Source organism: Fluoribacter gormanii, assembly GCF_900156395.1.
Classification (GTDB): Bacteria; Pseudomonadota; Gammaproteobacteria; order Legionellales; family Legionellaceae; genus Legionella; species Legionella gormanii.
The window spans coordinates 16,232-39,061 of sequence record NZ_FTNL01000024.1 but is presented as its reverse complement, the minus strand read 5'-3'; the positions used below and the strand labels follow the sequence as shown (position 1 = coordinate 39,061).

Here is a 22,830-nt window from a genome sequence, read left to right as displayed (position 1 = left end):
TCTGTACAATCAATGAGTGTTAGCTAACTGAATCTATATCTAAAAGAACTGATATAGATTAAGAAATATGTTTTTCTTTACTGCTGCGATGGATGTTTGCTGTGTTTCGTTTGTAAAATTTCATTTTGTAATTCCATCGCTTTCTTGATATACACTTTTTCTTTATTGCCCGCGTCTTGGCAGGCTGTTTTTTCTTCTGGCGTCATTCTTAGTAAGAGTTGGATGTAAGCATCTGTAGCAGTATTTGTTTGCAAGCAATAGGTGGTTGATAGTGTTCCAGTTAGTACAAGCTCAATCAGATTTGGGTTAATCGGCTTATGCTTCATCAGTGAATGCTGTGATAAAGCCGATTGATTTTTATTTTCAGCCTCTTTTTTAAGATCGTTTAAAACCTTATTCATCATATTCAGAAACTGAGTCAATCCTTCAATTGGATTTATTGTTCCAAGGGAAACGTCACGAAGAATAGTTAAGCATGGTTCTCTACACGTATTTTCTAATAGATCATCCAGATCATTAACAAATGGGGGTAACTCGACAGTTGAATTCAGATTATCCATAAGGTGTGTATCAGACAGTAAACTTTTATGCTTTTCTCCATTTTTATTATTTTGATAAATGGTTTTATCAAGTAATGAGGGCGTGAAGCTGCTGTGACAGGCCTCAGAAATATTTATATTCTTGCGTGTAGTACGTCCTCTACCATGTTGCAATGAAGTACGGCCATAAGTTGGTAAGATTCCGGTTTTATAATAAGCAATTAACGTGTAAAAAAATAAGTCAACACGTCGATTTGCATGTTCGATAATAAGTTCCTTGGACATGGCAAGAAGTGCATTTAGATCCTGATGCTTTGTTACGAGCTGATGGTTCGAATAAGGTAAGTTGAGTGCGGCACTGTAATTGTCTTTGTATTCGAAACGAAGTCTTTTTCTCGAGGTAAATTGCTTATGTTCTTCTGCTTTTAATTTTGTAAAAAAGAGAGGGTTCAGTGATTCGGCCAAAGAGGGAGTCGTCGCTTCACTTCTTTTTGTTGCATGCAGCGGTGTTAATGTATTTTTTGAGGCTGAAGGTAAAACCTGAGATGGAGAAGCTTTAAATACATGGTTTACTCGTCTTGTGTTTATAATTTTATTAATCTTAAATAATCGCGTCATCTTAGGTCCCTCCGAGATTGCTACTAAAAAATTAGACCTCTTTCGAAACGCTGCTGCAGAGCTTTGTCGATACGATGCTCGAATCCTCATAGGACATCAGGTACATCGGCTTGTTTGTATTCTCTCACATCCCCTCTGCATGAGTTTCAAATGAGGTTGGCAACAAATATTTTCCATAGTGTTCCAATAATTATCTTTGCACGAAGTGACTCAATTTGACAAGTATGTAGTTGCGATAAGACAAACTGATTTTTTCTTGATTTATGAATTTTTTTTCTTAGTTACTGTTTCGGTTGATTTTCTTTTTCTCATGCTTTCTTTTAAGAGAGAAATAAAATCAACTACATCTGCAGAATTTTCTTGTGCAATTTCAGGCTCTTCATTTGCTTTGATTGCGGGTTGTTTCGCAATTTGTTGATCAAGCCATTTCTGCAATGCCTCTCGATATTCATTATGATATTTTTCAGGTTGCCATTTGGCAGTCATTTCATCGATTAGCGTTACGGCCATTTTTATTTCTGACTGAGAAATTTTATAATTTTTAAAATCCTGTTTGGGAACTTCCATTTCGTTTTCGTCACGTAGTTCATCTTTAAAATGAATTAAATACAAAAGTAGAGCATATTGATGAGGAAGGATTAAACAAATTGATTCTTTTGTGCGAATAATAACTTTAGCAACGCCTGCTTTATTTGTTTTTTTTAAAGATTCCCTCAATAAGACATATGCTTTTTTGTTTTTGCTTTCGGGAATGAGGTAATAAGGCTTCATCAAATATAGGCTATCAATTTCCTGAAAATCAACAAACTCTTCGATATTAATCGCTTTAAATAAATCAGGGCTGGCTTTTTCAAACTTCTTTTCATCGACAATGATATAGCGGTCTTTTTCAAATTCAAATCCTTTCACCACCTGATCCCAAGGCACTTCCTTGCCAGATTTTTCGCTAATTCGCTGATAATGCACCCTGGACTTCGTCTTCTTATCAAGCAAATGAAATTTAAGTTCATCATGTTCTTCAATCGAATATAAAGAAACAGGTATCGAAACAAGGCCAAAGGAAATCTCGCCTTTCCAAATTGATTTAGGCATTCTCTTAATCCTTAAATAACATTTCTTATTAAAGAGTAGACTATTTGTAAACAGTTCTAAGGGTATAGCTCTTTTCTATGTGAACAAGCAAAGCGAGTGGAAATTCTTAATATTTTTCTTAAAATTAAAGTAATCATGCCAAAAGGAGAGTTGCATGAGTATTGAGTCTTATCGTAAAAAAAGAAACTTTAATAAAACTCCCGAGCCCAGAGGCAATGTTTCTTCTGAAAACGATCTTTTGTTTGTGATTCAAAAACATGCGGCCAGCCATCTCCACTATGATTTTCGCCTTGAACTAAATGGGGTTTTGCTCAGTTGGGCAGTTCCCAAAGGGCCTTGTGTTGACCCTTCAGTAAAACGTCTTGCAATGCATGTAGAAGACCATCCTGTTGATTATGGTTATTTTGAAGGAATAATACCTAAGGGCCAATATGGGGCAGGTAGTGTGATGTTATGGGATAAAGGCACTTGGAAATCTCTCGATGCAGATCCTGAGCACGCTTATAAGTCTGGACACTTACGCTTTGAGTTAGAGGCTAAAAAGTTAAAGGGACGCTGGGATTTAGTGCGTTTTAAGGATGAAGAGCACTGGTTTTTAATTAAATTTAAAGACAAGTTTGCCCGTAAATTGGAAGAGTATGACATCACCGAAGAGGAACCAAACAGTGTGCTGACCAATCTTTCGATTGATCAAATAGGGGTGCACTACAGTGAAACTGGTGCGTTGCATAAAAAAAAAGTCCTAAAATAAAACAGCACAATAAGCGTAGGCCAGAATTTTCCGAGAATTTAAGCGCCAGCGCTTTTCCCGGTTTTGTTGCTCCCCAGTTGGCTACATTGATAGATAATGCCCCCGACAGTTCAGATTGGCTTCATGAAATAAAATTTGATGGATATCGAATCATGGCGTTGATTCATAATGGACAGATCCGTTTAAAATCACGAAATAACAAAGATTGGACTAATGAGCTATTATCCGTAGTAGACGCACTTAAACAACTGACTTTGCCGCACGCTATATTAGATGGAGAAGTTGTTTTACTCAATGAACAGGGGAAATCAGATTTTCAATTATTACAAAATACAATTAAAGTAAACCCTAATGCTCCTTTTGTTTATTATCTATTCGATATTTTGTATTACGATCAATTTGATTTAAGAACCTTATCTTTATTAAAGCGCAAAGCTATTTTAAAAAATGTGTTGGAAGGGCAAGATAAGACGCTTCGTTTTAGTGAGCATATTATCGGTGAAGGGAGTTTCCTTTTTCATCGCGCTTGCGAACTTGGACTTGAAGGGATAATCTCCAAACAAATAGATAGTCCTTATATATCAGGACGTAGTAAAAGATGGCTTAAGGCCAAATGTTTGTTACGACAAGAATTTATTATTGGAGGATATTCCATACCTACAGGCTCTCGTAAATATTTCCGTGCCTTGTACCTCGGAGTTTATAATGAGCAGGGAGAGTTGAGTTATACAGGAAATGTGGGAACTGGTTTTACTGAGTCATCGCTTAAGCAAATTTTTTCTTTATTACAAAAAATTACTGTGAAACAAAAGCCTTTTAATGAGAATATTCCAGGAGCTCAAGGAGTGATTTGGGTGCAACCTAAATTGGTGGCAGAGATCGAGTTTACTCATTGGACAGAAGGGGGGCATTTGCGACACCCAAGCTTCAAAGGACTGCGGTTGGATAAAAAACCTGAAGAGGTTTTTCGTGAACATAAAGCTTTATTGGAAAAGAAAAGCAAAAAAATGGAGCAGGTCAATATGGAAAAAGCCAACACTCATTCCTTTAAAATTAAAATGACACATCCTGACAAAGTTGTTTATCCTGAAGATGGTATTACCAAAAAGGACTTATTGAATTATTACGAATCTGTTTGTGAATACATAATGCCATTTATCAAGGATAGACCTTTATCATTACTTCGTTGTCCTGAAAACTGGCATGATTGTTTTTTTCAACGTCATTATATTGATTCAACGCCAAAAGTTTTAAAGTCGATGCCTATTGAAACTAAAAATAAGAAAGAACCTTATGTTTATTTAAATACAATAGAGGGGCTTTTAAGTTTAGTACAAATGAATGTTTTGGAAATTCATCCTTGGGGTAGTTTAATTAGCCATATAGAAAAACCGGATTTTATTGTATTTGACTTAGATCCAGGCCCATCAATAAATTGGGAAACAATCGTTAAAGCAGCTTTTGAAATTAAAACGCACTTGAATGAATTTAAACTAACTGCTTTTGTAAAAACAACTGGGGGCAAAGGATTGCATGTGGTCGTGCCTATTGAGCCCGAATATGATTGGGATGAGGTAAAAAATTTTACACATGTTTTTGCGGAGTTTATGGAACGAATTAATCCAAATCAATATACGAGTACTATGAGTAAGGCGAAGCGTGGCGGTAGAATATTTGTTGATTTTTTGCGAAATCAACGAGGAGCTACGGCAATCAGCCCTTATTCTACAAGAGCGCGACCCCATGCACCGGTTGCTGTACCCATTCATTGGGATGAGCTGGGTAAAGATAAACGAGATAGCGAATTTACAATTAAAACATTACCTCAGCGATTAGAAAAATTAAAGGGCGATCCCTGGGAAGATTATTGGAGCATAAAACAATCTTTGCGCTTGAACACGATTCTTTGAGTGCACTCATTGAAATTATGATTATTGCTCAGGATTGTTACATGTCAATCGTACCAAACGTTCTAATACTTGCGCATCATGGGGAGCGACCACTTTTTGATCGTTATCTAAATAGCAAAAAATTTTTTTAACTTCTTTGCTCCAGTTGGAAAACTTATGGGCATAATTTAAAAGCGATTTTTCTTCATAATGACCACAATACGGCTGGAGATGTGGTCCATGTAGTCGTAGGTAGATAAAATCACTGGTTATAATTTCTGGACACTGATATCCCTTGTAATCATAAAAACAAAGCGCAATATTGTTTTTAGCGAGTAAATCATAGACTTCATGACATAACCAACTTTTATTTCTAAACTCAAATGTGTAATGAAATGATTCAGGTAGCGTTTTAATAAACTTCTCTAGACGTTCCAGATTAAGAGGCCAATACGGTGGGAGTTGAAATAAAATGGGTCCTAGCTTTTCTTCTAATCCTTCAAGTACTTGCAACAAATAATGAGTACTGTCCTGAACTTCTTTAAGCATTTTTATATGCGTTAAATAACGACTGGCTTTACACGAAAAAATAAATTGATCCGGAGTCGATTCTTTCCATTTTGTAATCGATTTCGGGGTTGGTATGCGATAAAAACTGCTATTAAGCTCTACTGTATTAAAGATACTGGTGTAATATGCTAACTCATCTTTTTCTGCAAGAGACTTAGGGTAGAAAACCTCTTTCCAACCTTTATATACCCATCCTGAGGTACCGATATGAATAAATCGCATTACCAACCCCTTGGGGTACTATTCCTGATACGAAATGCCCAGTATGTTCAATCCGCGCTCGATATCATCAGCGACCATAGGTCTGGAGAGTAGATATTCCCCGGTATGATCGGTCAATTCATCCTGAGCGAAATTTAAGGCATCTTCCCACTCATCCTCAGTGTAATCTCCACGACCTAAATACATTAATGCAACTAAGGTTGCCTGTTGATCGGGTCGTAAATTATCGATAAATTCTGTTATTTCTTGATAAACTGGATCATCTTGATAATCAGCTAACACATAGAGTGAATCCATTTCTTCGGTGACCTCAGGAAAACTGACGTCTTCCTTGGCCTGAAATTGCCGTGTCTTATAAAGAAGGTCACCAATTGTTTCAGTATCAAGATTCAACATACTTATCTCCTTATTCATATGTTTTCAATAAATCATAACTTAAATAAAATATAGTTTATTAATCGTGATCCTCAAGCAGATAATTTACTTATTGTGGCTGAATGTGATTCTTGATGAGCTTATTCAATCTTGATGAGCAAATATAGAACTCGTATGAGTTCTATAAAATTACTAACGAGATTTCGTACGATCTGAGGAGATTACTTGGGATGAGTCTTCTAATTCAGATTCAAACGTTAATTCAGAATAAGTTTTAGGCCTTACTTGTGAAATAGTTGTTAATACTCCATGCTCAAATAGCTGCATGAGTTGTATTTTATCTGAGCTATTTTTCAAATTGGAAATTTGACTGCGGATGTCGCATAAACCGTCCCAATCAAAAGTGGGCTTATTGACGTTAAAATAACTGTTATAAAATGTCATAGCTTGTTGTTCTAGCGACGCTAGTTGCTTATACAAGGGTTTATATGTGTTGATTTCATTATTAAAATCGGACAAGTAAATTATTTTAGGATGAAAACTAGAGATTTGTGTAAAGACTTTTTGATAACGTTCCATTAACTCAATTTTTTTTTGATTTAAAGGCAATCCTTCAATTGAAATTTGGACTCTTTTAAGTAACGAAAAGTTAAAGGATTTTGGTTCGGTCAGATAATGAGTTTTACCATAGAGATAAACCTTTGCAGTTTCTTCTAACTGCTCTAAATCTTTGAGAAGGGCCAATGGTATCATTTTATTATTTATCAGTATTATTAATGAAAACTTATTGTACATTATTTTTGATTGAGGTCAATATGGTAGCTCGATGAACAATTATTAACTTACTGATAAAAAAATAACTTTTTAAAAATTTTGGAAAATGAGCCATAATAAATAAAAGTTAATTTATTGATTTATTTAATTTAATAACTATATTTAATATATTATTTTCGTTACATTTTTTATATAGCGTTGTTACTAAGGAGGGTATTAACATGAAAAGTTCCGGTGAAGATAGAACATATACTCCTAAAGATCATCTTGAGGCAGCTGCAAGCCAATTATTAAACGAAGGGAAAAGAAAGGCGAATCAATTGTACGAGGAAGGGGTTCACAAGGTGAGTGAAGTAGAGGAAAGCGTCAAGGAGTATTCCGATCATTTAGTGAAAAAGGTACAGGAAAATCCATTAACTTCTGTTTTAATTGCTGGAGGGATAGGCTTTTTGTTATCTCGATTACTGAAAAAATAATGGAAGCCTTAAAACAGTTAGAAGCTCTTATTGCTGCAAAAATATCTGTTGTTAAAACAGTTTGCTCTTTAATTCGTCTTGAAGCAAGACTAGCAGGGCTTAGTATCTTTCCTTTATTGTTAAATATATGCATGTTGTTTGTTGTGTTAATTACGGTCTGGTTAACGGCGATGTGCTTAATCGGTTATCTTATATTCCTGGTTTCAGGACATTGGGTTCTTTTGACTTCTCATCGTCTTCTGATCTCTATTTCTCTTGTTTTTTTGCTAAATGGAGGCCTATTACTAGGATTACTTAAGTATCTATCCTTGAACTTAAATAGTATGAGCTTTCCAAAAACAAGAGAATATTTTTCGCAAAAGAGTGCTGAACATGAAAAACTCGAGAAAGCAGATAATAGCGCAAATTGAATTAATGAGTAAGACGCTGCACTCCCAAAAAAGCCAGGTGATTGAACATCAAAAGTATTTTACAGAGAGTGCAATCAATCGCTATCACCTGACAACCCTTTTGCTGCTCATTTCTGCTTTTTTTATAGGTTGGAGAGCTGAGCGAAAACAATGGAGTGGTAAAGTGATGCGGCAAATAGTAGATATAGGGAAGTTAGCGGTGCTTAATTCGTTTAAAAAAACAGTGGTCTCTCTTTTTAAGTAATCCAGGCACACTCAGAGTTTAATGTTGTTTTGGATAGTGCGGTATGTGAATAATCCTCATGAACCAAAAATTTATTCATAACAAACAAATCGTTATGGAGAGGTTATGAATTAATTTGTGCGAACTGAGCTACATTAGAAGGAGTTAACAAATAATCCATTAAGAAATTAGGGATACGTTGCTCCAACCACAATTGTTTTTTCTCACCAATAAATCCTACATGGCCCCCATGCTGACTCAATTCTAAAAGGATATCTGGAGATAACTCATCAACTGTTGGAACGACATCAGGTGTCATAAAAGGATCATCTAATGCATGAATAATTAAAGTAGGCGTGGCGATTTGAGATAAGTACTGTCTCGCATTGGATTTTTGATAATACTCTTTTGCATTAACAAATCCATGTAATGGAGCTGTTATTTGCTCGTCAAATTCATAAAGGTTTTTTATTGAATACAATTTTTGTTTGGAAAGCGGTAACTGACAATTGATAACATCCAACTTTTGTAAAAATACAGTACGTAATCTTTCTAACAAACTGGCTTGATACACACGGGAAAATCCTTTATTTATCTTTTGAACCACAGTCTCCAATTGAAAGGGTACCGAAACTGCAACAGCTGCGTCAATTAGAGATTGCGAGCAGATTTCTCCCAACCATTTGAGGAGTATATTGCCGCCTAATGAAATACCAACTACAGCCTTTTTGGTTGAGGGTTCTCTAACATCCAGTACATTTAGAAAATAATCCAAATCTGCGGTATCGCCTCCGTAGTAGGCGCGTGGTAGACGATTGGGCTCACCACTTGCGCCACGGAAATTCATTAAAACTGCTCGATAGCCTGATTTATTGAATGCATTGAATAAAGTCGAAACATAAGCCGATTTGATATTACCACCTAATCCGTGAAGTAGAATAATCAAAGGAGCATTGTTGTCTAATCCATTAGTTTTCCAAGCTAAATCAATAAAATCTCCATCAGGTAATTCCAGGCGTTCATAAGAGTCAACCGAGGTATTACTTTGATGAGTTAAAGTTCGATACAGAGTCTGTCCATGGTTATTGGTAAGCCACCAAAGCGGCTTAAATTCACTATGAATGATCATGCTCTGTTACCTATGAATTGGATTTTATTTAATCTTTTTAGTTTTTGTTTAATCTATAAGTATAAAATAATACTAGGAAGAAATAAATGAATATAAAGTATAGTTTTCATTGCTAAAGTAGTCATCTACATTTAAATTATCTCATTTAAGGTAGTATTTTTTCAATAATATCCAGTGATAACGATTATTGAAGGCGAGTTTTTTTATAAAGGGAGATTTGATGCAAGTCAAGGCAGCGATAGCATATGAGGCTGGGAAGCCATTGGTGATTGATACAGTGGATTTGGAAGGCCCCAAAAAGGGAGAAGTCCTTGTTGAAATTAAGGCCACAGGGGTTTGTCATACAGATGCATTTACTTTATCAGGCGATGATCCTGAAGGTATGTTCCCGGCTATTTTAGGGCATGAAGGTGCTGGTATTATTGTCGATGTTGGCCCAGAAGTAACCTCTCTCAAACCCGGTGATCATGTAATTCCCTTGTATACACCCGAATGTCGTCAGTGTGACTATTGTCTTTCCCAAAAAACCAATCTTTGTCAGGCAATTCGAACAACGCAAGGTCAGGGTGTGATGCCTGATGGAACAAGCCGTTTCAGCCTTAATGGAAAAAAAATATTCCATTATATGGGGACATCAACTTTTGCTAATTACATTGTTTTACCTGAAATTGCTGTTGCGAAAATTCGTGAGGATGCCCCTTTTGAAAAGGTATGTTACATCGGTTGTGGCGTTACTACGGGCATAGGGGCCGTAATTTATACTGCAAAAGTTACTCCAGGTTCTCGAGTTGTTGTTTTTGGCTTGGGTGGTATTGGGCTTAATGTCATACAGGCTGCGCGTATGGTTGGAGCGAATCAGATTGTTGGTGTCGATATTAATCCAAATCGACAGGTTTTGGCTGAAAAAATGGGAATGACTGATTTTGTAAATCCTATGGAAGTGGATGGTGACTTGGTAGCATATCTTGTTGAACTGACCAAAGGAGGAGCTGATTACAGTTTTGAATGTGTGGGGGACGTCAAATTAATGCGCCAGGCATTGGAGTGTTGTCATAAAGGTTGGGGTGTTTGTACCATAGTTGGCGTTGCAGGTTCAGGAAAGGAGATATCCACCAGACCATTCCAATTAGTTACCGGTCGAGTGTGGAAGGGGTCGGCATTTGGCGGAGCACGCGGGCGTACTGATGTACCTAAAATTGTTGATTGGTATATGGATGGGAAAATCAATATCGATGATTTAATTACTCATGTTCTTCCTTTTGAACAAATTAATCATGGTTTTAACCTAATGAAGCAAGGACAGTCAATTCGTACAGTGCTCACTTATGAGGGATAAACTAAATGGCTCTTGAACTTATTGAGGAACATTATTGTTTTGATGGTATTCAACGAGTTTACTCCCATCAATCCAAGGTAACTCAGTGTACTATGCGTTTTGGCCTTTTCTTGCCTCCTCATGCGCAAAAGCAAAGCGTTCCTGTCCTATATTGGCTTTCAGGATTAACCTGTACGGAGCAAAATTTTATTACTAAAGCTGGGGCACAACGCCTCGCTGCTCATTTAGGTATCGCACTTGTTGTTCCCGATACAAGCCCTCGAGGAATTAATTTGCCAGGAGATAGGGATAGTTATGATTTTGGTATTGGCGCTGGATTCTACCTGGATGCCACGCAAGCACCCTGGTCCAAGTATTATAATATGGCCACTTATGTTCAGGAGGAATTGCCAGACTTGCTTCTGCAACATGTGCCACTGAATCATCATGCTTGCGGTATCTTTGGTCATTCAATGGGAGGGCATGGAGCCCTTACTTTGGCATTGAAATTTCCCAAGCAATATCGCTCTGTTTCCGCGCTTGCTCCCATTTGTGCCCCATCTCAATGTCAATGGGGACAAAAGGCGTTTACTGGTTATTTGGGGACAGACAAGAAACAATGGAGAGAATATGATGCTTGCGAACTCATGGCTGAGAGGGGATGGCCTCATCAATGCATTTTGATCGATCAGGGCGTTGAGGATCCTTATTTGAAAGAGCAACTCAAACCTGAATTATTTCAGGCTGCATGTTTGAAGTCTCAGGTTGCGCTTAATTTGCGCATGCATGAAGGCTATGATCATAGTTATTATTTTATCGCAAGTTTCATCGAGGATCATTTAAATTTTCACGCATCGAAATTGCATGAAAGTCGTTAATGAATACATGTGCAGAAGTGTATTGAATAAAAGCACTTCTGCATGCAAATGTTTTGTTGTAGGCTTAAGCTGCTTTTAAGTTAGAAAAATGTTGTATTCAACACGTTCTTTAACTTTTGAACAAACAACTTTCTTCTTCGAGATACCCATTTAAAAATGCGCCATACCCATAGGCCGGTTGAATATCACCAGGACCAGAGTACTTAGTTGCAACAAATAAATTATCTATAATTTCATCCAGTTTTTTAGGATTATCAAATAGTGCGATAGCGATATTTAGAGGTAATTTTTTCTGGAAGCCGCTTGAGTAAAATACATAAAGCTCACCATCAGGGCTAATATAGATACTGCTAATATAGCCTGGAGGATATCCATTTCCGTATAATGAGTTTACTTGAAAAGGAGTTGCATATTGTGTAGAGCCTTCAAAATCAAGGGTAATTTTTTGCGTTCCTTGTTCCGTAATCCATTCCATATCCTTTAGGCCCGCTTGCTCAATCAGTTTACCCTCGGGATTAAAAATTAATTTGCCAGTTGCGATATTCATCATATCTATCGTGACGTCTGTTTCCCATGAATTAAAATCTATCTTTCTAAGATGTGCTTTTAACTCATGAGAGTTGCCAATAGAGTCATAAGCAGACGCTGTGATATGATGGTCTTGGTTTATTGAACTTGATGCATCAAAGTTTAATTGTACCTGGATCATATCAGTTGCTTGAACACGCGAGTCCTCTATTGGGATTTGAATTTTACTTAAAGAACCGAAAGGGCTCTCTGGATCAATGCCTTGAAGATATGCTCCAGTTTGAGTCATCAAATAAGCTTCTGAATCAAAAGAAAAGGAACCATATCGGGTATAATACAGATCATTTCCTTTTCCGCGTTTTAGTACAAAATACCCTTTGTTGAGTATCGAAACGTCCAACGGATGATTGGTTTTAGTGTACCGGCAAGAATTAATCACAATTGCTGAATTATTGAGAGTTGCTAAATAATTTGCATAGACAAAAGAAGAATATGAAGCAAAAAACGCCACGAAGCATATAATTTTTTTCATTTAAGTCCTTTTAATAATGAATTAAGTTTCTGATATGATTATAAAATTTTAGAGTAATGGTTTGGAAAAATTACTTCCGCAAAAGTCTAAACCAATCAAAAATTACTTGTCAACAGAGGTTTTTTTATAAAGAAAGCTATTCAGTTGGCAATCAGATTTTGGGGTGTTGAGCCTCTGCAAAACGCTTTTTATGTCTGTTTTTTTAGTCGGCAATTCTTAATTAGTTGAAAGCAGCTTAATTTTCTTTGAAAAAATTAAACAATTTGTATCTTGTTTCCTCATAATCAAGTATTATCTTGCCAGTGTTTTGCTGGATTCTCATTAGGTTTTATTATCATGAAAAAAGTATTAAGTTTAACCGCATTGATGATGGTATTGAACCATTCAAGCTTCGCATATCCAATGCCAAATCCTTTTCCCCCATTCCGTATTGCTGGAAACTTGTACTATGTAGGCACTGATGATCTCGCAAGCTACCTGATTGTCACACCGAGAGGGAACATTTTGATCAATAGTGATCTTGAGGCTAATGTTCCCATGATTAAAGCAAGTATAAAAAAACTAGGTTTTAAATTCAGTGATACTAAAATTTTGCTGATTAGCCATGCTCATTTTGATCATGCGGCCGGTAGCGAATTAATTAAGCAACAAACAAAAGCAAAATATATGGTTATGGACGAGGATGTTTCGGTGATCCTGTCTGGCGGTAAATCTGATTTTCATTATGCTAATGATTCCAGTACTTATTTTACTCAGAGTACTGTGGATAAGGTTCTTCACGACGGAGAACGGGTGGAATTAGGAGGGACCGTATTAACTGCTCATTTGACTCCTGGACACACTAGAGGCTGTACCACCTGGACAATGAAACTAAAAGATCACGGCAAGCAATATCAGGCCGTAATTATAGGAAGTATTGGCGTAAATCCTGGGTATAAATTGGTTGATAATATAACTTATCCAAAAATTGCCGAAGATTATAAGCACTCCATAAAGGTACTTGAGTCAATGCGTTGCGATATTTTTCTAGGATCGCATGCCGGAATGTTTGATCTGAAGAATAAATATGTACTATTACAAAAAGGTCAAAACAATCCCTTTGTTGATCCCACAGGCTGTAAAAATTATATTGAACAAAAGGCAAACGATTTTTACACAGAACTTAAGAAGCAAGAAACTGCCTAATTGTTCAGGATAACAGTTTCTAATGCATAGATGCTTAGCCTAAGTGCCGCATAACAGATGTGAGGTATTTCTGAAATCCCGTGTGTACCCAGCAGAATCCAGGCTAAGCATTTCATGTTCTATTTTTACAAAAACAATCCACTAAATGATCATCTACCATACCAACTGCTTGCATATAAGCATACATGATTGTTGAGCCGACAAAACTCATTCCTCTTTTTTTCAAATCTTTAGATAAGGCATCCGATTCTGTTGTACTCGCAGGAACTTCTTGAAGCGTTTTAGGATAATTTATTTTAGGAGTTCCATTCACAAATCTCCAGACATATTGGTCAAAGGATCCAAATTCTTGTGCAATCTTTAGAAATACTAAGGCATTTTTGCGAGCTGAGAACACTTTAAGACGATTACGAATAATTCCTGAATCAGTCAGCAGGGCATTTAATTCCTCATCAGCCATCTTTGCAACAGCATCTGGATCAAATTGTTTGAATGCTTTGCGGTAGCCTTCACGACGTTTGAGTATTGTCTCCCAGCTCAATCCAGCTTGAGCACCTTCAAGCAAGAGCATTTCGAAGTGCTTATGATCATCATGTACAGGAACACCCCATTCCGTATCATGGTACTGTTCATAATGAGGTTTATCAATTCCAACCCAGGTGCAACGTTTCATGGTGAGCCATTTCTCCTATACGATCGGTATTTAGTGCAGGTTTGCGGATTATTTATAAATTTATTTTTAAATCATAACGTTTTTAAGGGATAAAGACTATTTTAATCAGCTTTTGAGCCATTGTTTGCCTGATAAACAATGGCTTCGTCTTGTATTTGTTCGGGAATGTCTTAAAATTCACTACATACGTTAACTTTATATTAATTTAGAGAGCTTCATGTCCGATTTTTATCAGGATTTTAATACAAGACGAACCTTCGCGATTATTTCTCACCCTGATGCAGGTAAAACAACCGTAACCGAGAAATTACTTTTATTCGGAGGTGCAATTCAGTTGGCAGGAACTGTTAAAGGACGTAAAGCCGATCGACATGCGACTTCAGATTGGATGGAAATGGAAAAAGAACGCGGTATTTCTATTACTACCTCGGTGATGCAGTTTGTTCATAATCAGCATGTGATGAATTTGTTAGATACCCCAGGGCATGAGGATTTTTCTGAAGACACCTATCGTACCTTGACAGCTGTGGATTCAGCGTTAATGGTTATTGACGTTGCCAAAGGAGTAGAAGATCGAACCGTTAAATTGATGGAAGTATGTCGTCTGCGTGATACGCCGATTATGACTTTTATTAATAAGCTGGATCGTGAAGGCCGCGATCCCATTGATTTACTTGATGAGGTTGAATCCGTTTTAGGGATTCAATGTGCTCCGGTTACCTGGCCTGTAGGCATGGGAAAGCGCTTTAAAGGCATTTACCATCGCTATGAAGACACAGTTTATTTATATCAGCCTGGTAAGAATGCGCAAAAGCAAGATGCGATGCAAATTAAAGGACTGGATAATCCGCAACTGGATGAACTATTAGGTGATAGTGCTCAGGAATTACGCGATGAAATTGAATTAGTTAAGGGGGCTTCCCATGAATTTAATTTGCAGGATTATTTAGCGGGAAAAATGACACCGGTTTATTTTGGTTCTGCAATTAATAATTTTGGAATCAAAGAGTTACTGGATGATTATGTTCGTTTTGCCCCAGGTCCACAACCTCGCACAGCTCAAGAGAGAACTGTATCAGCAGATGAGGACAATTTTACTGGGTTTGTGTTTAAAATCCAGGCTAATATGGATCCGAAGCATAGAGACCGGATTGCGTTTTTGCGTATCTGTTCAGGAGCCTATAGAAAAGGAATGAAAATCAACCACCTGCGTATTGGCAAAGAAGTGCAAATTTCTAATGCGTTAACCTTTATGGCTGGTGATCGTTCACACACAGAAATTGCTTTACCTGGTGATATTATCGGTTTACATAATCATGGAACGATTCGAATAGGGGACACTTTTACGCAAGGTGAGCAATTAAAATTTACGGGGATTCCCAATTTTGCTCCTGAGTTGTTTCGATTGGTACGCTTAAAGGATCCATTAAAGAGTAAGGCTTTATTAAAAGGGTTAATTGAATTATCTGAAGAAGGAGCGACACAGGTATTTAGACCATTAAATAGCAACCAATTAATCCTGGGTGCGGTTGGTGTGTTACAGTTTGATGTCGTAGCCCATCGTTTGAAACATGAATATAAAGTAGATTGTATTTATGAAGCAGTAAATGTTTCTTGTGCTCGTTGGGTTTATTCTGATGATGATAAGGCCATGAGTGAATTTCGAACAAAAGCCCATGACTATTTAGCTTTGGATGGAAGTGATGCTTTGATGTATCTTGCTCCAACGCGTGTCAATTTGACTATGGCTGAAGAGCGGTATCCCAAAATTAAATTCCATGCAACGCGGGAACATTAGAGAATAGGAAACATTATTTTTAGCCTGGTTGCAACGAAGAAAAAACAAGGTTTGCAGCGATCAAAATTTTCGGATTTCGCTTCGCTGCACCGAGGCAACATATATAAATATAAAATGCTCTTTCTAAAATGGAAGGTGTATTAAGCAGAGCAGGTTGCTTTTACAGTGTGCGCACCGAAATTGGTAATTTCAACTTTTGCTCCAGATTCAGCACTTAACTTCAGATTTTCACCTGGATGAACAGTGATTCGTAAAGATTCTCCTGCTGACAAACTGATGTCATTAACTTTTCCTTTTTTAGCTAATGCCACAACTAAAAGTTCATCTCCTTCATCTTCAGTAGTGATTTTACAATTGGCTTCTACTGGCCAGAAAAGGTAATTAAGAAATATTTGCGGATCATTGCTAGGTAATTCATATTCAATCGTAACTCCTCGTTGGAGCAAATGACTTTCCGTAGAATACGCGCTTGTACTTATAGATGCGGCAATACACAGTAAGCCAAGTCCAAATTTTCGTAACATTATATAACTCCACAATGATAATAACCGAGTTAAGATACATTTATTTTATTGGTATGGCAAATTAATATCATTGATGTTTTTCTTAATGAAGGACAAACATTTTTGAGGCTAGGTTTTATTCCACCACGTTTGGGTTATTAAAGAGCCATCTCAAATTCACAATTTTCAAAGCTTGATAAAATGTCTATTAATAGAAAAACTCATTTCATCGTGTTTGAATTAATAATAAAACATACTGAATTAATGAAATAAATGATCGCTCTATATTTTTTAGAGAAATTTTATATTCAGCTGCTTTGGTGACATTAATATTTTGGGCGTGTAGTTATTGATAATTTGCTCTATAAATTTAAAAAAGAATGAGGATGAGGTAATTTTTTAATATTATTCTCGGTGATACGAAAATCAAAGCTAGGAATAGGGAAGGGGCTCAGCCCAAACATTACTTAAAAGCAAGCGGGATGGATAAAAAAACCAACCCGATTGATAAATTTACTTCCAAGTCAACGCATGCTTCCCTGGTTATTATTTTATATTCGGTTTATAAGCTTTCCAGAGCTTTAGCAATAGATTCAGTCATTGCTTTTGCATCGCCAAATAGCATGTACGTATTATCATGGTAAAACAGATCATTTTCCACGCCAGCATAACCCGGTGCTAAACTTCGTTTAACAAACAATACGTTTTTGGCTTTTTCTACTTCTAAAACGGGCATACCATAAATTGGTGAACCAGGATCTGTTTTTGCTGCAGGGTTGGTTATATCATTTGCCCCAATAACATAAGCTACGTCACAGCTTGCAAAATCACGGTTAATTTCACTTTGTTCAAAAACTCTATCATAGGGGATATTGGCTTCTGCAAGTAACACATTCATGTGGCCAGGCATGCGACCGGCGACAGGATGAATTGCGAAGCGAACTTTAATATTTCGGTGTTCTAGAGCATCAACCAATTCCTTGACTGCGTGTTGAGCATGTGCGACTGCCATTCCATATCCAGGAACAATGATGACATCTTTAGCATTACTTAAGAGGAATGCAGCATCTTCACCATTACCTTGACGTACAGTACGTGACTCATTTGTTGCATTAATTTGTGAATTAGCTGCCGATGATTGGATGCCGCCAAAAATTACATTAAAAATGGAACGATTCATTCCAACACACATGATATAGCTCAGAATAGCCCCACTCGAACCTACCAGGGCCCCTGTAATAACAAGTAAATGGTTGCTGAGCGTAAATCCGATACCTGCTGCAGCCCACCCCGAATATGAGTTAAGCATTGATATAACTACTGGCATGTCTGCGCCACCAATAGGAATAATGAGCAATACGCCAATTAAAAAAGCAAAACCGGCCATGATACTAAAAAGCATGAGGGTTTGGTTAATAAAAAACAAAACCAACAAAACAAGGATGGCTAAGGCCATAATAAGATTAATTGCATTATGGCCTATGAGTTTGATGGGTTTGCCCGACATAATGCCTTGCAATTTGAGAAAGGCGATCACGGAACCTGAAAAAGTAATGGCTCCTATAATCAAGCCAAGACTCATTTCGATAAGGCTGGCTTTGGCAATTGCGCCTGGGACGCCAATATGAAAGGAAGTAGGGGAGAGAAAAGCACAAAAAGCAACTAGAACTGCGGCCATCCCTACCAATGAGTGAAATGCCGCGACGAGTTGTGGGATTGCCGTCATATTAATTTTGACGGCAATATAAGTTCCAATGATGCCTCCTGCAATCATTAAGCCAATGAGTAAGGGCTGATGATAAGTTGTTGGCATCATCAAGGTTGAACCTACTGCAAGGATCATACCAGCAATTCCTAACAGATTTCCTCGTCTTGCAGAAGCAGGGCTTGCCAAGCCTTTTAGCGCCAGTATAAAACATACGGCAGATAAGAGATAAAATAAAGGAACCAGGGTTGTCATGAAAAATCATCCTTAAATTTCGTAGGGCCTGTTTATATTGGTACTATCTTGGCAAATATGTGCTGATTTTCTGGGCTTTTGTGCTCGAAAATCAGGACATTTTGGCTCAAGCCAGCGAAATGTAATCAGACCCTAACTATTTTATTTTTGTGTAGTGCCTCTATTGAGCCAACTTAAGAAATTGCAGCCTGAGATCCAGCGTTTTACTGCAAAAATTCCAGTTTTAGTTCCGTTCTGGATAGAGCTTCCTAGCTGACACGTTGAGGAGCTATTACCTATTTTTTATACATCCGCAACATGCGTTGGGTTACCACAAATCCACCAAAAATATTAATTGAGGCAATAAATATAGCTAAACCACCGATCCAGGTGATGTCGCCAATAAACTGACTTCCAGCAGCAATAAGTGCCCCTAAAACAATGATACTGGATATTGCATTGGTTACGGACATTAATGGGGTATGTAAGGCGGGGGTGACCTTCCACACAACATAATACCCAACAAAGCAGGCCAAAACGAAAATAGTGAGTATGGTAATGTATGGATCACCTAGAGTGTTAATCTCATGCATTTTGTGTCTCCTTTATTGCCTGAAATGGTAGATATTGATTTTGATGACAAAGCACTGCTTGTTGAATGATTTCATCGTTGGGGTTTAATGTGATTTCTGGAGGCGTCGGCGCCAGGAGATTAATAAGATGTACTAGATTATTGGCATAAAGTTCGCTCGCAGTAGCTGGAACCAGTCCTGCAAGGTTACTTAGTCCGACAATGGTAACTTCACCATATTTTATGGTTTTATCAAGAGCGCTGACTTCACAATTCCCACCTCGTGAAGTGGCGAGATCAACAATAACTGATCCAGGTTTCATTTGTTCTACAGTTTTTTTATCCACTAAAATTGGAGCTTTTCGGCCAGGAATTAAAGCTGTGGAAATGACGATATCTGATAATTTGGCATATTGATCAATAAGTTCTGCTTGAAGTTTTTTATATTCTTCACTGACTTCCGAAGCATAACCTCCTTTAGTTTCACTGTCTTGATCTTGGCTTACCTCAATAAATTCGGCACCTAAACTTTCTACTTGTTCTTTGGCTGCCCGCCGTACATCGAATGCATAAACCACTGCCCCTAGACGTTTCGCTGTTGCTATTGCCTGTAAACCTGCAACACCAGCGCCCAGAACGAGTACCTTTGCGGGTTGAATCATCCCTGCAGCAGTCATCATCATGGGAATGGCTCGATGAAACTCTGAGCATGCTTCTAAAACCGCTCTATAACCTGCCAAATTTGCTTGTGAAGATAGGCTATCCATACTTTGCGCACGACTGATGCGTGGTATTAGGTTCATTGAAATAAGGGTTACTTGTTTTTCCTTGCACCAGCTAATTAATTTGCTTTGTGGGTCATTATCGATATGACCAATTACCAAGGCACCTTGAGACAAGCCTTCCAGGTCTTGGGGAGCGGGTTCATTAATGCAAAGAAGAATATTGGCGGTCTCGAGTATGTTTTTTTTATCACGAATTTGGACGCCAACCTGTTCGTAATCCTGATCTTTGAAGCTTGCAGCAAGTCCTGCGTTCTTTTCTATAGCGACATCGAAGCCTAATTTGATAAAGTGTTTTGCTGAGCCAGGAGTAATGGCTACCCGGGTTTCATTGTTGGGTGCCAATAAGGTTGCGATCATCATGGGTAAATCCTTTTTACCTAAATATTTATTATCCTATTGTAATTTAGAATGATTTTCCAGAGTAATCTGTGTATCACAAAAATTGTAGAAATTTTGGAAATTGTAATATTGTGATCTCACGTGGAGGGATTAGTTGGTTTATTTGGTTCGTCTTGCAAACTGTCTACTTCCAAAGCCAACGCAATTTGATTGGCACAAGATTCTAAAAGCTGTATTTTCTCGGGCGTAGTGAAATCGTTCTTTTTAGAAGGTTGTACTCTTAAAACGCCCATGGTACCTCGCGCACCGAGTAATGGAATAAACAGCGCATTGGAAAAGGAGAGTGTATCAGTTCCCCATCCTGCTTTTTGCCCTAATTCGAACACCCACTGTGCAATACTGTATTCCTTTTCATCCAAATCTTGATGTGATTTTGCTCTTGCACGGACAACAAGACGCCCATTTTTTGGTAATAGGGCGATGATCTCGCAGTGAAGAATTTCTGAAATATAATTAATTCCTGTGCGCAGCAATCTGACTATTCCTCGTGTTCTTGATAACCTTCGACTTAAAGTATACAAGGCTGAAGTTTGATATTCTGTAAGGCGTGCGATTTCTGCTTGACGACGAGTTACCAAGGTTAATTGACACATGATTACTGCCATAATAAGCATCATAACCAGGGTAAAAAAATAATCTGACTGGAAAATTAAGAAGCTATAATAGGGTGGAATAAAGAAATAATTATATGTCAAAATACTAAGAATAATTCCGGAAATTGCAGGTCCTGTGCGTCCTAGTAAAGCAATACACGTCATTCCAATTAAATAAGTTAGGGTTAAACTTGTATCATTTACTAGAGGATAAATTAAATAATTAATGAGTGTTGTGATTGCAACAATGCTGGTTGATAAAAGGTAATAGAGCCAAGGAGTCATAGGTTTAGCAAGCGATTTTTTTCTTGATTTGTTTACTCGTTCGGTCATCGTATATACATCGATTTCACCACTGTTACGCAAAATTTCATCTGCCAGGCTGCGAAAGAAAAAATTTCGCCAACGAGTACGAATCTGTTTGCAGATCATAATCAAGGTGACATTTTGCGCACGGGAAAAATTAATAATTTCTTTGACAAGGTCATAACCCGTTAAAATATGAGTTTCAGCTCCCAACTGCTCTGCAAAAAATAAATTTTTTAAGGCTTGATCTCGTTGCATTGTAGATAATTGAGCGTGGGTAGAGTCTACATATACTGCAATCCAGTCTGCTTGCAGACTGGAGGCCATTCTTTTGGCTGCCCGAATCAATTTATGTGACTCCGGACCTGGCCCTACGCAAACGAGTATCTTCTCCATGATGGGCCAGATATGTTTAATACCTTGGCCTTGCCTGTATAAAAGTACCTGAGTATTTACCCGTTTTGCCAGAGTACGTAATGCCAGCTCGCGTAATGCCATTAAATTGCCTTTGCGAAAATAAAATTCAGCAGCAAGTCGGGCTTGTTTAGGGACGTATACTTTGCCCTCGGACAGACGTTTTAATAAATCTTCTGGAGCTAAATCGACTAACTCAATAGTATTCGCTCGTTCAATCATGGCATCAGGAACTGTTTCTTGAACAGGTGCATGAATGATTTGTGACACGTCATCATTGAGACTGTCTATATGTTGAACATTAAGTGTGGTATAGACATTAATACCGCGGTCGAGCAATTCTTTGATATCTTGCCAGCGTTTTTTATGCCGGACGCCGCTCACATTGGTATGTGCCATTTCATCAATTAGAATTAAGCCCGGATTTCTTTTTAAAGAAGAATCCAGATCAAATTCTTGTAACTGTTTACCGTGATATTCGATTGTTATTTTGGGCAAAACTACGAAGTTTTTAAGTATTTCTTCAATTTCAATTCGTCCATGAGATTCGACAATGCCTACTACTACATCTAATCCTTTAGCTTGCTCTCCCATTGCTTCATGAAGCATGGAATAAGTTTTTCCTACTCCTGGAGCGGCACCGAGGTAGATTTTGAGTTTACCACGTTGTTTTTGTTGCTCTTCTTCAATTACTTGTTGTAGTAATGCATTTGGATCTGGGCGTTTGTCTGTCATTGATTAGTCCTTATATGATCCAGAGCTAAATTAAGCTCCAATACACTAATTCGTGGTTCTCCTAAAAGATGCAAGGTACGTTTTTTTATTAATTGATTTACTAAATCTTGAATTTCTTGCTCTGAAATATGACGCGCTTTGGCAATACGCGGTATCTGGTAGTAGGCTGCCAGCGGACTTATTTCCGGATCCAGGCCACTGGCGGATGCAGTAACTAAATCAACGGGAATGAGTTGATTGACCATTTTATTTTGATCTTCCAAATTGAATTGGCGCAGGGTATCAACTCGTTGTTTTACGATTGACAAAAATTCAGGGTTAGAAGGCCCCATATTCGATCCTGTAGAATGAGCCGCGTTATAAGGAAATGGAGCTGTGGCAGAAGGGCGTCCCCAGAAGTAGTTGGGTGCATCAAAGTATTGTCCAATTAAAGCTGAACCAATGAGTTTGTCGTTGAGGCGTAATAAACTGCCATTTGCTTGATAAGGAAAAAATATTTGAGCTAATCCAGTAACTACAGCAGGATAGATTAAGCCTGTTAATAAAGAAAAAACGAGCAGGAACATTAGAGCTGTTTTTATCTGTTTTAGAGCCTCTATAACCATTTT

23 protein-coding genes are annotated in these 22,830 nt (G+C 37.7%); 9 read left to right on the top strand and 14 right to left on the bottom strand.

Annotated elements, in window-relative coordinates; translation table 11 throughout:
* Positions 1–77: 77 nt before the first annotated feature.
* Together BW930_RS13865 and ku are read right to left on the bottom strand one after the other, a co-directional pair.
* Positions 78–1,157, bottom strand: a complete 1,080-nt coding sequence (locus tag BW930_RS13865) for a hypothetical protein (protein ID WP_058468944.1) — start codon at positions 1,155–1,157, stop codon at positions 78–80.
* 261 nt (positions 1,158–1,418) lie between these two features.
* Positions 1,419–2,249 (bottom strand): non-homologous end joining protein Ku, encoded by an 831-nt coding sequence (gene ku, locus BW930_RS13860; protein ID WP_058468945.1) that lies wholly within the window; start codon positions 2,247–2,249, stop codon positions 1,419–1,421.
* Between the two features lie 154 nt (positions 2,250–2,403).
* Between ku and BW930_RS17200 the strand changes: the two genes are divergently transcribed.
* Both BW930_RS17200 and ligD read left to right on the top strand, forming a co-directional pair.
* On the top strand, positions 2,404–3,000 hold the full coding sequence (locus BW930_RS17200) for a DNA polymerase ligase N-terminal domain-containing protein (protein WP_165481623.1): 597 nt from the start codon (positions 2,404–2,406) through the stop codon (positions 2,998–3,000).
* Positions 3,001–3,077: 77 nt separating this feature from the next.
* Positions 3,078–4,910, top strand: coding sequence for a DNA ligase D (gene ligD, locus BW930_RS13855; protein ID WP_349267183.1), 1,833 nt, complete (start codon positions 3,078–3,080; stop codon positions 4,908–4,910).
* A 21-nt stretch (positions 4,911–4,931) separates the two neighbouring features.
* Here ligD and BW930_RS13850 read toward each other — a convergent pair whose 3' ends face one another.
* The 3 genes from BW930_RS13850 to BW930_RS13840 all read right to left on the bottom strand — a co-directional run bounded on the left by BW930_RS13850 (position 4,932) and on the right by BW930_RS13840 (position 6,809).
* A complete protein-coding gene (locus BW930_RS13850; RefSeq protein ID WP_058468946.1) occupies positions 4,932–5,681 on the bottom strand; it encodes a DUF72 domain-containing protein in 750 nt (249 codons plus the stop codon).
* 18 nt (positions 5,682–5,699) lie between these two features.
* The gene (locus BW930_RS13845; RefSeq protein ID WP_058468947.1) at positions 5,700–6,077 is read right to left on the bottom strand and encodes a DUF3775 domain-containing protein; all 378 of its coding nucleotides are present in this window, start codon (positions 6,075–6,077) and stop codon (positions 5,700–5,702) included.
* A gap of 171 nt (positions 6,078–6,248) precedes the next feature.
* Positions 6,249–6,809, bottom strand: a complete 561-nt coding sequence (locus BW930_RS13840; protein WP_058468948.1) for a hypothetical protein — start codon at positions 6,807–6,809, stop codon at positions 6,249–6,251.
* 242 nt (positions 6,810–7,051) lie between these two features.
* Here BW930_RS13840 and BW930_RS13835 point away from each other — a divergent pair, with 242 nt between their 5' ends.
* Genes BW930_RS13835 through BW930_RS13825 form a run of 3 tightly spaced genes read left to right on the top strand, consistent with a single transcriptional unit; the run spans position 7,052 to position 7,960 of the window.
* Positions 7,052–7,306 (top strand): ElaB/YgaM/YqjD family protein, encoded by a 255-nt coding sequence (locus tag BW930_RS13835; protein ID WP_058468949.1) that lies wholly within the window; start codon positions 7,052–7,054, stop codon positions 7,304–7,306.
* The gene (locus tag BW930_RS13830; RefSeq protein ID WP_058468950.1) at positions 7,306–7,716 is read left to right on the top strand and encodes a hypothetical protein; all 411 of its coding nucleotides are present in this window, start codon (positions 7,306–7,308) and stop codon (positions 7,714–7,716) included. Before BW930_RS13835 ends, BW930_RS13830 begins: the two co-directional genes overlap by 1 nt.
* Complete coding sequence (locus BW930_RS13825) at positions 7,679–7,960, top strand: hypothetical protein (RefSeq protein WP_058468951.1); 282 nt, start codon at positions 7,679–7,681, stop codon at positions 7,958–7,960. Before BW930_RS13830 ends, BW930_RS13825 begins: the two co-directional genes overlap by 38 nt.
* A 103-nt stretch (positions 7,961–8,063) precedes the next feature.
* On the opposite strand, the gene BW930_RS13820 is transcribed toward BW930_RS13825, so the two are convergent.
* A complete protein-coding gene (locus BW930_RS13820; protein ID WP_058468952.1) occupies positions 8,064–9,068 on the bottom strand; it encodes a hydrolase in 1,005 nt (334 codons plus the stop codon).
* A 220-nt stretch (positions 9,069–9,288) separates the two neighbouring features.
* On the opposite strand from BW930_RS13820, the gene BW930_RS13815 reads away from it, so the two are divergent.
* Both BW930_RS13815 and fghA read left to right on the top strand, forming a co-directional pair.
* On the top strand, positions 9,289–10,404 hold the full coding sequence (locus BW930_RS13815; protein ID WP_058468953.1) for an S-(hydroxymethyl)glutathione dehydrogenase/class III alcohol dehydrogenase: 1,116 nt from the start codon (positions 9,289–9,291) through the stop codon (positions 10,402–10,404).
* A 5-nt stretch (positions 10,405–10,409) separates the two neighbouring features.
* The gene (fghA, locus tag BW930_RS13810; protein WP_058468954.1) at positions 10,410–11,261 is read left to right on the top strand and encodes an S-formylglutathione hydrolase; all 852 of its coding nucleotides are present in this window, start codon (positions 10,410–10,412) and stop codon (positions 11,259–11,261) included.
* Positions 11,262–11,370: 109 nt separating this feature from the next.
* Here the strand turns inward: fghA and BW930_RS13805 are convergent, their stop codons facing one another.
* The gene (locus BW930_RS13805) at positions 11,371–12,321 is read right to left on the bottom strand and encodes a flagellar hook-basal body complex protein (protein ID WP_058468955.1); all 951 of its coding nucleotides are present in this window, start codon (positions 12,319–12,321) and stop codon (positions 11,371–11,373) included.
* A 336-nt stretch (positions 12,322–12,657) separates the two neighbouring features.
* Between BW930_RS13805 and BW930_RS13800 the strand changes: the two genes are divergently transcribed.
* Positions 12,658–13,506, top strand: coding sequence for a subclass B3 metallo-beta-lactamase FEZ-1 (locus tag BW930_RS13800; RefSeq protein ID WP_058468956.1), 849 nt, complete (start codon positions 12,658–12,660; stop codon positions 13,504–13,506).
* A gap of 112 nt (positions 13,507–13,618) precedes the next feature.
* Here BW930_RS13800 and BW930_RS13795 read toward each other — a convergent pair whose 3' ends face one another.
* Positions 13,619–14,179: a DNA-3-methyladenine glycosylase I gene (locus BW930_RS13795; protein WP_058468957.1), complete on the bottom strand. Its 561-nt coding sequence runs from the start codon at positions 14,177–14,179 to the stop codon at positions 13,619–13,621.
* A 217-nt stretch (positions 14,180–14,396) separates the two neighbouring features.
* Between BW930_RS13795 and BW930_RS13790 the strand changes: the two genes are divergently transcribed.
* A complete protein-coding gene (locus BW930_RS13790; RefSeq protein ID WP_058468958.1) occupies positions 14,397–15,977 on the top strand; it encodes a peptide chain release factor 3 in 1,581 nt (526 codons plus the stop codon).
* A gap of 140 nt (positions 15,978–16,117) precedes the next feature.
* Here the strand turns inward: BW930_RS13790 and BW930_RS13785 are convergent, their stop codons facing one another.
* The 6 genes from BW930_RS13785 to kdpC all read right to left on the bottom strand — a co-directional run bounded on the left by BW930_RS13785 (position 16,118) and on the right by kdpC (position 22,827).
* Complete coding sequence (locus BW930_RS13785; RefSeq protein ID WP_058468959.1) at positions 16,118–16,501, bottom strand: hypothetical protein; 384 nt, start codon at positions 16,499–16,501, stop codon at positions 16,118–16,120.
* Positions 16,502–17,042: 541 nt separating this feature from the next.
* The gene (locus BW930_RS13780) at positions 17,043–18,440 is read right to left on the bottom strand and encodes an NAD(P)(+) transhydrogenase (Re/Si-specific) subunit beta (RefSeq protein ID WP_058468960.1); all 1,398 of its coding nucleotides are present in this window, start codon (positions 18,438–18,440) and stop codon (positions 17,043–17,045) included.
* 275 nt (positions 18,441–18,715) lie between these two features.
* Entirely contained in the window at positions 18,716–19,012 is a 297-nt protein-coding gene (locus BW930_RS13775) for a proton-translocating transhydrogenase family protein (RefSeq protein ID WP_058468961.1), read from the bottom strand.
* Positions 19,005–20,135: a Re/Si-specific NAD(P)(+) transhydrogenase subunit alpha gene (locus tag BW930_RS13770; RefSeq protein ID WP_058468962.1), complete on the bottom strand. Its 1,131-nt coding sequence runs from the start codon at positions 20,133–20,135 to the stop codon at positions 19,005–19,007. The genes BW930_RS13775 and BW930_RS13770 overlap by 8 nt, the downstream gene beginning before the upstream one ends.
* Before the next feature lie 116 nt (positions 20,136–20,251).
* Positions 20,252–22,222, bottom strand: coding sequence for a DUF4118 domain-containing protein (locus tag BW930_RS13765; RefSeq protein ID WP_058468963.1), 1,971 nt, complete (start codon positions 22,220–22,222; stop codon positions 20,252–20,254).
* Positions 22,219–22,827, bottom strand: coding sequence for a potassium-transporting ATPase subunit KdpC (kdpC, locus tag BW930_RS13760; protein ID WP_058468964.1), 609 nt, complete (start codon positions 22,825–22,827; stop codon positions 22,219–22,221). The genes BW930_RS13765 and kdpC overlap by 4 nt, the downstream gene beginning before the upstream one ends.
* Positions 22,828–22,830 lie beyond the last annotated feature (3 nt).